Below are 9,506 nucleotides of genomic sequence, written 5' to 3'. Positions count from 1 at the left end.
TCGGGCCCGGAGAGCTACAACATGGCGCTGTCGCTGCGTCGTGCGAATGCGGTCAAGGACGCTCTGGTGCGCAACGGCGTGCCGGCCACGGCGATCTCGGTCGTCGGCAAGGGCGAGCAGGGCCTGCTGGTCCCGACCGCCGACGGTGTCCGCGAGCCGCAGAACCGCCGCGTCGTGATCGAGATCCAGTAATCTCGACCTGATCGAAACGAAGAAGGCGGCCCTCCCGGGCCGCCTTTTTTGTTGCCAGCTGCCGTCACGCCTCAAGGGAGCGCGCAACTCCAGTTGCGCTCTTCCCGGTGCAGCAACGAGCATGAGCGCCACTTCAGCGCGGAGGTATCCGCGCGCAGTGGCGCGCTCCCCTGAACTCCCTCAGAGGCGTCACGACTCATGGGAGTGCGCAACTCCAGTTGCGCTCTTCCGGGTGCAGCAACGACCATGAGCGCCACTTCAGCGCGGAGGTATCCGCGCGCAGGGGCGCGCTCCCCCGAACTTCCTTAGGGGCGTCATGGCTCATGGGAGCGCCATTTGACGAAAAGTCGGCGTGCTGTAGACAGTCGCGCGCCGAGCGGAAATCCTTGTCCGGCAGTCTCGGCACGAGGGGAGAGATGCCGCTACGATCCGTCATCGTCAGAACCGCATCTGCGGCCGGCTTGGCCATCGCCTTCTCGACGACCTCGCTCGCCCCCTCTGCCCAGGCGGCGGATCCCGCGCCCACGCCGAACGTGACGACGGCAAAGCCCGACCTGGCGCAGCTCGAACGCAAGCTGCCGCCCGATCCCCAGCCCTGGCGGCTCTCGGCCACGGCCTATGCCTGGGCGATGAATGTCGGCGGCAACGTCACCGCCCGCAACCAGACCGTCGACACCAACGCCAGCTTCATCGACATCCTGCAGAAGAGCAATTCGATCGCCGCCTACATGACCTACATCGAGGCGGGCAAGGGGCCGGTCAGCTTCTACACGGATTTCGTCTTCACCAGTCTCGGCTTCGGCCGGGCGCAGACCAGCTATCGCAATCCCCTACCCGGCCTCAGCCTCACCGCGCAGTCCAACGCCGCCCTCACCTATCAGCTGTTCATTGTCGAGATGGGCGGCACCTACGAGTTGCAGCGCTGGGCCGGCCAGGACAGCAGCTTCACCGCCCTCGATGCGCTGGCCGGCTTCCGCTACTGGAACAACTCGGTCTCCGCCTCCTTCGACGTCACCGGCAACGTCAACTACGCCCCGCTCGGCCTCGAGCGTTCCTTCGGCCTCGCCATCGCCCGCTCCGATGTCGTGCAGTGGGTGGATCCCGTCATCGGCCTCCGGCTGCGCCATCAGTTCACGCCGACCCAGTCGGTCTTCGTGCGCGGCGATGTCGGCGGCTTCGGCGTCAGCGGCAGCCAGTTCTCGTGGCAGGCGGTCGGCGCCTACAGCTACGGCTGGCAGTTCACGGGCTACCAGATCGAGCTCGCGCTCGGCTTCCGCGCCCTCGGCGTGACCTACAATTCGGGTTCAGGCATCAGCGCCGTGGGCATCAACGAAACCCTTTACGGTCCGATCGTCGGCGCGACCGTCCGTTTCTGAACGACGCCTACCGATCCTTGATACACCTCAAGACGCGGCGGAAGGCGAGACCGTAGGCTCGCCCCTGGCGGCACCAAACCGCCTGCTATCGAGGCCCGCTATCGAGGAACGCTGATGGATATCACACGCCGCTTCACCCTGACCGCCGGCCTCGGCACTGCCTTTACCGCTCTGGGCTCGAGCTACGCCCGGGCCGACAACGGCATCGCGCCCGAGGCGTTCGAGGGGGTGGAGGATTTCTGGCTCGCCACCGACGCTTATATATACGGCTATCCGCTCGTCACCATGGAGATGACGCGGCGGATCATGACCAACGTCGCCCAGCCCGCCAGCACGCGCGCGCCGATGGGACAGTTCGCCCGGCTGCGCGAATATCCGAACGCCGCCTTCCGCGACGTGACCGCGCCCAACGCCGACACGCTCTATACGATCACCTGGCTCGACGTGGGCAAGGAGCCGATGGTGCTCAGCCTGCCCGACATGAAGGACCGCTACTGCCTGTTCCCGATGCTCGACGGCTGGACCGAGGTCTTCTTCTCGCCCGGCTCGCGCACCACCGGCACCGGCGCGCAGACCTACGCCATCACCGGGCCGGGCTGGAGGGGCGCGCTGCCCGCCGGCATGACTGAAGTGAAGGCGCCGACCGCACTGGTCTGGATCCTGGGCCGCATCTACTGCACCGGCACGCCCGAAGACTATGCTGCCGTCCACGCGCTGCAGGACCGGTGCCGCGTCGTGCCGCTCAGCGCCTGGGGCAAGGATTACACGCCGCCCGCCGGCACGGTCGACCCGGCCGTCGACATGAAGACCGCGGTGCGCGACCAGGTGAACCGGATGGACACGGCCGCCTACTTCACGCTGCTGGCCGAGCTGCTGAAGGCCAATCCGCCCGCCGCGGCAGATGCTTCCGCGCTCGCTCGCTTCGCGCGACTCGGCCTCGTGCCGGGCAAGGACTTCGATGCCGCCAAGCTCGATGCCGACTTCGCCAAGCGCATTCCCACGGTCGCCAACGACCGCATCATGCTGCAATTCAAGATCGGCAAGTCGGTCAAGACCGTGAACGGCTGGCTGTTCGACACCGAGACCGGCGTCTACGGCACCGACTATCTCAACCGCGCCTTCATCGCCGCGATCGGGCTCGGCGCCAATCTCGTCAAGGATGCCGTCTATCCGATGTCGCTCAAGGACGCGAACGGCGACTCCTATGACGGCGCCTCCAACTACGTCCTGCGCTTTCCCGCCGGCCTGCAGCCGCCGGTGCGCGGCTTCTGGTCCCTCACCCTGTACGACGCGCAGATGTTCTTCGTCGCCAATCCGATCAACCGCTACTCGATCAGCCCGCGGCAGAACCTCAAGGCGAATCCGGACGGGTCGGTCGATCTCTACATCCAGAACCAGTCGCCCGGCGCCGACCGGGAATCGAACTGGCTGCCCGCCCCGAAGGGCAAGTTCAACCTGATGCTGCGCATGTACTGGCCGACCGAGACACCACCATCGATCATCGACGGCAGCTGGGAACCGCCGGCCGCCAAGAAGGCAGGCTGAATGCCCGCCCCGTCACCTGTCCTGGCTGCAGACCGCAATAGGGTGGCGCGGGCGGATGTGCTATCCGGGGACGCGCGGGGCCAATAGGGGGAGAACATCGTGAGGAAGCTGGTTTCGATCGTGCTGGGTGCCGCGACCCTCGTGCCTCTCGGGGCACATGCCGAGATGAGCGACACCGACTACTGCAATTTGTTGAGCTCGATCTATCGCGAGTATGTCGGCGCCAACCGGGCCTCGGGCGCGGTGCCGGAAGCGATCGCCGGCTGCGCCACCAATCCCGCCGGCTCGATCCCGGTGCTGGAGCAGGCGCTGCGCGACAACCAGATCGACCTGCCGCGACGCAACTGAGGACGCCACCCGCGCTGCGCAGACCATGAGCCCGCTCACGATCTCGCTGCTGATCGGCGGCCTGCTGGTGGCCGGAGCGACCGCCGGCGTTGCGCTCCGCCGCGTGCTGCCCGACAGCCATCTCGATGCGCACACCAAGGACGTCGTGCGGCTGGGCTGCGGCCTGATCGCCACCATCTCCGGCCTGGTGCTGGGCCTGCTGATCAACTCGGCCAAGACCACATTCGAGACGCAGCGCGACGAGGTGAAGCAAGTGACGGCCAACGTCATCCTGCTCGACCAGGCGCTGGAGCGCTTCGGGCCGGAGTCGCGCGATGCGCGCCTGCACCTGCGCAAGATCGTGCCGGACATCGCCAACCACATCTGGCGCGACGCCAATCGCAGGAACAACGGCGTCTTCTATTCGGTCGACGGCGGCGAGCGGATCTTCTCCGAGGTGCGCCATCTCCCGGCGGTCAACGAGGATCAGCACTTTTATCAGGCGCTGGCGGTGCAGGCGCTGACCGCGATCCTGCAGACGCGCGTGCTCCTGTTCGAGCAGGAGCAGGCGCCTGTGCCGGGGATCCTGCTGGGCATCCTGGTGTTCTGGCTGGTGGTGCTGTTCGTGAGCTTCAGCCTGTTCTCGCCGCTCAGCCCGATCGGCCGCATCGCCATCGTCGTGTTCGCGGTCTCGTCGTCGGCCGCGCTGTTCCTGATCCTCGAAATGTACCAGCCCTTCAGCGGCCTGTTGCAGATCGACAGCACGCCGCTGCGCCAGGCGCTGCTGCCGCTGGGATGATGCGCCCTCGCCGCTTCCCTGCTACTCAGCGCGCGCTTCGCGTTCCGTGCGTCCCGACTGTTCCACCACCGCCTTACTCCTGAGACAGCCAATGACACCCGTTTTTTCGACTCTCGTCCGCGCCGCCTCCCTCGTGCTCGGCAGCACCGGCTTGCTGTTCGCCTTCGCCGATGCGGCGCTGGCCGACGACTCGCGCACCTTCACGGTGGTCAACGGCACCAGCCTGCCGATCCGCCAGATCATCGTCTCGCCGCACGACCAGTCGCAGTGGGGGCCCAATCTCCTGCGCGTGCCGCTGCTGCAGCCCGGCCAGTCCCACACCGTGACGGTGCCGCCCTCCTTCACCGACTGCAACCAGGACATCAAGGTCGCCTTCGAAGGCATCGACGCGCAGCCGGTCTGGGAATATCTCAACATCTGCAACCTGCGCAGGATCAAGCTGCAGTACGACGCCATGAGCGGCGTGCCGCTGGCCTCCTACGACGAGTAGCAACGACAATGCTGTGGCCCGAATTCCAGGGCCTATTCGCGATACCGCTGGTGATCGCGACCGCCCTGATCCAGTTGTTCGCGCAGTACCACGTCACGCGCCTGCCCAACGTCCTCCCCCGCAAACTGGTGCTGTGGCGGGCGATATCGCGCAAGACCGCCGTCATCGTCCTCGCCGTCCTCGTGCTGCTGATCGCGCACCTGGTCGAGGTCGTCGTGTGGGCGGTGCGCTACTTCACCTGGGGCGAGCTCGGTGACTTCGCCAATTCGGTCTATTTCTCGCTGGCGAGCTTCACCACCGTGGGCGCCTCCGAACTGACCCTGTCGCCCCTCCATCGCTTCACCGGCGCGCTCGAGGCGGCGGTCGGCATGATGATGTTCGGCTGGTCGACCGCGCTGCTGGTCAACGTGATCCAGCGCGCCGAGAGCCAGCAGACCGATATCCAGCGCGACGAACGCGCCGACCGGGAAGAGAGCTGAGCCGCCGGCCGAATGGGGCGGACGAAGCTCACGACCAAGTTCCCCATCATCACGAGCGCAGCCGAGCGAAAGCGAGGCGTAGTCGAGGGGCCCATTTTCGGGCGATGCCTTGGACCGAAGCACCACCAGGACAGGCCCCTCGGCTGCGCTCGGGGTGACGGCGGCTCGTGCGACACGCTCCCTTGCGGCGGATCGGATCATGAGCGCCACTGGAGTGGCGCGCTCCCTTGAGTCGGGGAAATGCCATAGGCGATTGCTTTGCCGACTCTGGATCAGCATCCGAGTTTCCATCGTCACCCCGAGCGGAGGCGCCCGAAGGGCGGCGGAGCCGAGGGGCCTGTCTTGGCTATGCCGCGGTCGGCGAGAACGTCGGAAAAGAGGTCCTTCGACTGCGCCCTCGCTATGCTCGGCTTCGCTCAGGACGACGAGGGAATAGCCATTGCCCTCCCCGTCACGAAGGCGAGGGATTTGAAACGGCGGGTCCGTGGGTGCTGTCGCGCAGCTCGGGCTTGAAGCGGGCGCCGTTGAGGCCGGCGGCGTCCCACATCAGGCGGGGGTCGAAGAACTCGGCGGCGAGGATGGTCAGCAGCACGACGGCGCAGAAGGCCACCGCGCCGATGCCGGGCTGGATGGTGGCGATGACGCCGAACTGCACCAGCGCCCCCAGCAGCGACTCCATGAAGATGTCGACCATCGACCAGCGACCGATCCAGGCGACGATGAAATAGAGGACGGTGCGCTGGCGCAGCATGAAGCGCGTGCGCTGCTCGTTGCCGGCCATCATCGTCACCGTCAGCATGATGCCGAGCCCGATCAGCTTGAAGATCGGCACCAGGATCGAGGCGAAGAACACCAGCAACGCCAGCGGATACATGTGCGAGGCCAAGAGCTCCTCGACGCCGCCCAGGATGGTGCTGGGCATGCCGGCGCCGGACTGCACCACCGTCAGCACCGGATAGTAGTTGGCCGGGATGTAGAGGATGGCGCCCGCCATCACGAAGGCCCAGGTGCGGGCGATGCTGTTGGGCTTGCGCGCATGCAGGTGCGAGCCGCAGCGCGGGCACTGGCCGTGCTCCTCGTGCGGCACGCTGAGCAGGCCGCAGCCCTCGCAGGCGATGGCGTGCGGATCGAGGCCGATCGGATCCTCGTCCGGCACCGTGCCCCAGGTGGCGCCCAGCCGCTCGATGCCCTGCCACACCGCCTCGCGGTCGAGCGCCTGGTCGGCCCACACCGTCACCACCGTCAGCAGGCCGAGCGCATAGACCGCCGGCCCGACATCCATGGTGACGAGATCGCCGAGCTTGGTGAAGGCGACGAAGACGCCGAGCAGCAGCACCTCCATCATCGCCCAGATGCCCATGCGGCGCGCGAACAGGAACACCGGCGCCATGCCCGGCACGCGCAGGCCGAGCTTGAGCGGCACCAGCACGTAGATCATGCCGACGAACTTGGCGAGCGGCGCCAGCGCGCTGGTGAAGGCGACCGCCAGCGCCAGCGGCCACAGCCCCTGATGCACCAGCTCCATCGGCCCCGAGATCAGCGTCGTGTCGTGCACGATGCCGGAGGTCGAGACCCGCATCAGCATCGTCAGCCACACCACCGCGAACAGGCCGAGCGAGGCGATATAGAGCGCGAGCGGCCGGTCGACGCCGCCGGCGGCGCGGCGGCGCAGCGTGGTGCCGCAGCGCACGCAGCGTGCCCGCATGCCGGGGTCCAGCGTCGGCACGACCTGACGCTGGCCGCAGCCCATGCACTCATGGACCTGATGCCGTTCGCCTACGGGCGGATGCGCCGCCAGTGCGGCCCGCGTGGCGGCCCGCTTTTCGGCCCGAGCCGCCCGCGCGGCGGCCTTGCCCGCCGGCCCCTGACCCGTGGCCATTGGCCGAACCGGACCGGGCCGGATTGGACCGGCGCCTGTCGACGGGGCGCGTGTCACGCCCGCAGCATCTCGGCCACGCCGTCGGTAAGTTCGGCGATGGCCTCGCTGCTGGCGGCGACCTGGCCGGCCACCGTGGTGGTGGGAGGCGTGCGCGTGATGGTGAAGCTGCGCGACACGGTGCGCAGCGGCCGCTCGAACCGCACCGCCGCCTGGGCGATCAGCACGAGCTGGCCGCGGGCGTCGAGGTCGAGCCGCTGGACGTTGATGCCGACCACGGCATTGGCGTCGGGAGAGATCGCGCCACCCTCGCCATAGACGTTGGAGCCCGGCAGGCGCTGGGCAAGGCCGAGCACGATGACGCGGCCGATCATGCCGCCCAGCCCCTCGCCCCACCAGTCGTTCGACATCACGCCGAGCTTGTAGTCCTCGGACGAGCGCACGATTTCCTTGCGGTCGAGATAGGCGGCCAGCCCGATGTCGCGCACCTGGATGTTGCGCGGGCCCGGCCCCAGCACCGGACCCTGCTTCATCTGCAGCGTGTAGAGCACCGGATCGGGCGAGGACGAGCAGGCGGCGGCCAGCGCCGGCAGCGCCAGCGGAAGCGCGAGGCCGGCGAGGCGGCGACGGGTGATCTGCATCGGTCTCATTGCTTGCACTTATTCCTTACCCGTGTTGGTGCGGCCCTTGATCAGCGCCTCGGGATGACGCGCCAGCAGGTCGGACAGCGCGCGGATCGAGCGCAGCGCCTCGTTGAGCTGCGGCATCACGCGGTCCAGTTCGCGGCTGAAGCGCGAGTCGCCGCCATAGGCCTGGTTGAGCGAGCCGACCAGCGCGTTGATGCGGCGCAGCGATTCGTCGAGCTGAGTCGCCATGTCGGGCAGCTTGTCGAGCGCCGGCCCGGCCTTGCTGTCGAGCTTGCCCATGAAGGACTGCATGTCCTTCATCGTCACCGCCAGGGAAGCCAGCGTCTGCTTGAGCTCGGGCCCGTTGATCGTGTTGTCGAGCCCCTTGCCGGCCGAGACGAGGCTGGCGCCGATCTGGGTGAAGTCGATCGAGTTGACCTTGGCGATCAGCTCGCCGGCGCCGCGCGTCAGGCTCTCGAAGCCGCCGATCGTGGTCGAGGGCACGATGAACACCTCGCCATCCTGCTTCAGCTCGGCCGGCGGCGCGCCGGGGATCATCTCGATGGCGATCAGCTTCTTGCCGGTCAGCAGGTTGGCCGACTGCAGCGTGGCGCGGAAGCCGCGCCGCACCATTTCGGCCGCCATGATGCCCGGCGGCACCTGCAGCATGAACGGCGAGGTGTTGGCGATGCGGGTGCTTTCCACCTTGTAGTGGACCGGCGCGACGATCCTGCCGAGCTGGGGATCGAACTTGAGGCCGACGTCGGTGACCTCGCCGATCTTGAGGCCATGCAGCGTCACGTCGGCGCCGACATCGAGGCCGCCGACCGATCCCTCGAAATAGGACAGCAGTTGCAGATGACGGCCGTAGCCGGCAGCCATCGCCGAGTCCTTGCTGGCATAGAGCTCGAACGTGGTATCGGGCTTGGCGCTGGCACCGTGCGTATCGGGCGAGGTGTCGAAGGCGACGCCGCCCAGCAGCAGCGCCTTGACCGACTCCATCTCGACCCTGACGCCGTCGGCGCCGAGCTTCACCGAGATGCCCGACGCGTCCCAGAACAGCGAATCGTCGTGCACGTACTGGTCGAACGGCGCGCGCACGAAGGCATGGATCGTCACGTGCCGCGCCATGTCCTTGAGGTCCCAGCCCAGTACCGTGCCGACTTCCAGGTTGCGGTAGAACACCGGCGAGCCGAGGCTGATCGAGCCGACATTCTTGGTGTCGAGGTGGAAGGTGGTGCCGGGCTCGTTGGCCTCCAGGATCGGCGGGTTGTTGGCGCCAATGAAATCGCGCTTGGCCTCGCCGGGCTGGGTCGAGGGTAGCATGCCGATGTAGGAGCCGGACAGCAGCGTATCGATGCCCGACACGCGGCCGGCGAAGAGCTGCGGCTTGACGACCCAGAAGGTCGTCTTGTCGGTCAGCAGCCGCTTGGCCTCGTGGGTCGTCTCGACGGTGACGATCACATGGGTGAGATCGTCGGCGACGGTGATCGACTTCACCGTCCCCATCTGGACGTCCTTGAACTTGAGCTGGGACTGGCCCGCCTGCAGGCCCTGAGCCGACTCGAAGGTGATGGTGATGGTCGGGCCGCGCTTGGAGAAGGTGTCCCAGGCCAGCCAGCCGCCGATCAGCGCGGTCAGCAGCGGCACGATCCACACCAGAGGAATACGGCGGCCCTTCTGACGGACAGCCGTCGGCAACTCTGGCACCGATGTCATCGACTCATTCCCCCCAACGCCCCTGAACGCAGCCTGCCCGCCGCATAGTCGCTCAGCAGCCTGTTTCTAGCAATGGA

The 9,506-nt window shown here is 67.3% G+C and carries 10 protein-coding genes; 7 read left to right on the top strand and 3 right to left on the bottom strand.

Going from position 1 to position 9,506, the window contains the following annotated elements; all coding sequences use genetic code 11:
* The 7 genes from B5D62_RS25285 to B5D62_RS25260 form a co-directional block, all read left to right on the top strand.
* Nucleotides 1-192 (top strand): OmpA family protein (locus B5D62_RS25285; protein WP_139374083.1); only part of this gene is annotated, 192 nt, incomplete at its 5' end.
* A 416-nt stretch (nucleotides 193-608) separates the two neighbouring features.
* Nucleotides 609-1,568 carry a hypothetical protein gene (locus tag B5D62_RS25280; protein ID WP_085936832.1) on the top strand — a complete coding sequence of 320 codons (960 nt, stop codon included), beginning with the start codon at nucleotides 609-611 and terminating at the stop codon, nucleotides 1,566-1,568.
* 114 nt (nucleotides 1,569-1,682) lie between these two features.
* Nucleotides 1,683-3,113: a DUF1254 domain-containing protein gene (locus B5D62_RS25275; RefSeq protein WP_085936831.1), complete on the top strand. Its 1,431-nt coding sequence runs from the start codon at nucleotides 1,683-1,685 to the stop codon at nucleotides 3,111-3,113.
* A gap of 99 nt (nucleotides 3,114-3,212) precedes the next feature.
* A complete protein-coding gene (locus B5D62_RS33525; RefSeq protein ID WP_170921130.1) occupies nucleotides 3,213-3,461 on the top strand; it encodes a hypothetical protein in 249 nt (82 codons plus the stop codon).
* A gap of 25 nt (nucleotides 3,462-3,486) precedes the next feature.
* On the top strand, nucleotides 3,487-4,239 hold the full coding sequence (locus tag B5D62_RS25270; RefSeq protein ID WP_170921129.1) for a bestrophin-like domain: 753 nt from the start codon (nucleotides 3,487-3,489) through the stop codon (nucleotides 4,237-4,239).
* 91 nt (nucleotides 4,240-4,330) lie between these two features.
* Nucleotides 4,331-4,729 carry a hypothetical protein gene (locus B5D62_RS25265; protein WP_085936829.1) on the top strand — a complete coding sequence of 133 codons (399 nt, stop codon included), beginning with the start codon at nucleotides 4,331-4,333 and terminating at the stop codon, nucleotides 4,727-4,729.
* 8 nt (nucleotides 4,730-4,737) lie between these two features.
* Entirely contained in the window at nucleotides 4,738-5,208 is a 471-nt protein-coding gene (locus tag B5D62_RS25260) for a potassium channel family protein (RefSeq protein WP_085936828.1), read from the top strand.
* Nucleotides 5,209-5,659: 451 nt separating this feature from the next.
* On the opposite strand, the gene B5D62_RS25255 is transcribed toward B5D62_RS25260, so the two are convergent.
* From B5D62_RS25255 to B5D62_RS25245, 3 genes are read right to left on the bottom strand one after another with little or no spacing between them, the layout of a single operon-like run.
* Nucleotides 5,660-7,087 (bottom strand): paraquat-inducible protein A, encoded by a 1,428-nt coding sequence (locus tag B5D62_RS25255; RefSeq protein ID WP_085936827.1) that lies wholly within the window; start codon nucleotides 7,085-7,087, stop codon nucleotides 5,660-5,662.
* Nucleotides 7,088-7,140: 53 nt separating this feature from the next.
* Nucleotides 7,141-7,725, bottom strand: coding sequence for a PqiC family protein (locus B5D62_RS25250; RefSeq protein WP_170921128.1), 585 nt, complete (start codon nucleotides 7,723-7,725; stop codon nucleotides 7,141-7,143).
* Nucleotides 7,726-7,743: 18 nt separating this feature from the next.
* Nucleotides 7,744-9,429, bottom strand: coding sequence for a PqiB family protein (locus tag B5D62_RS25245; protein ID WP_085936825.1), 1,686 nt, complete (start codon nucleotides 9,427-9,429; stop codon nucleotides 7,744-7,746).
* Nucleotides 9,430-9,506 lie beyond the last annotated feature (77 nt).

Source organism: Enhydrobacter aerosaccus (assembly GCF_900167455.1).
Taxonomy (GTDB): Bacteria; Pseudomonadota; Alphaproteobacteria; order Reyranellales; family Reyranellaceae; genus Reyranella; species Reyranella aerosaccus.
The sequence above is the reverse complement of the archived record's forward strand: the minus strand, read 5'-3'. Positions and strand labels throughout refer to the sequence as shown.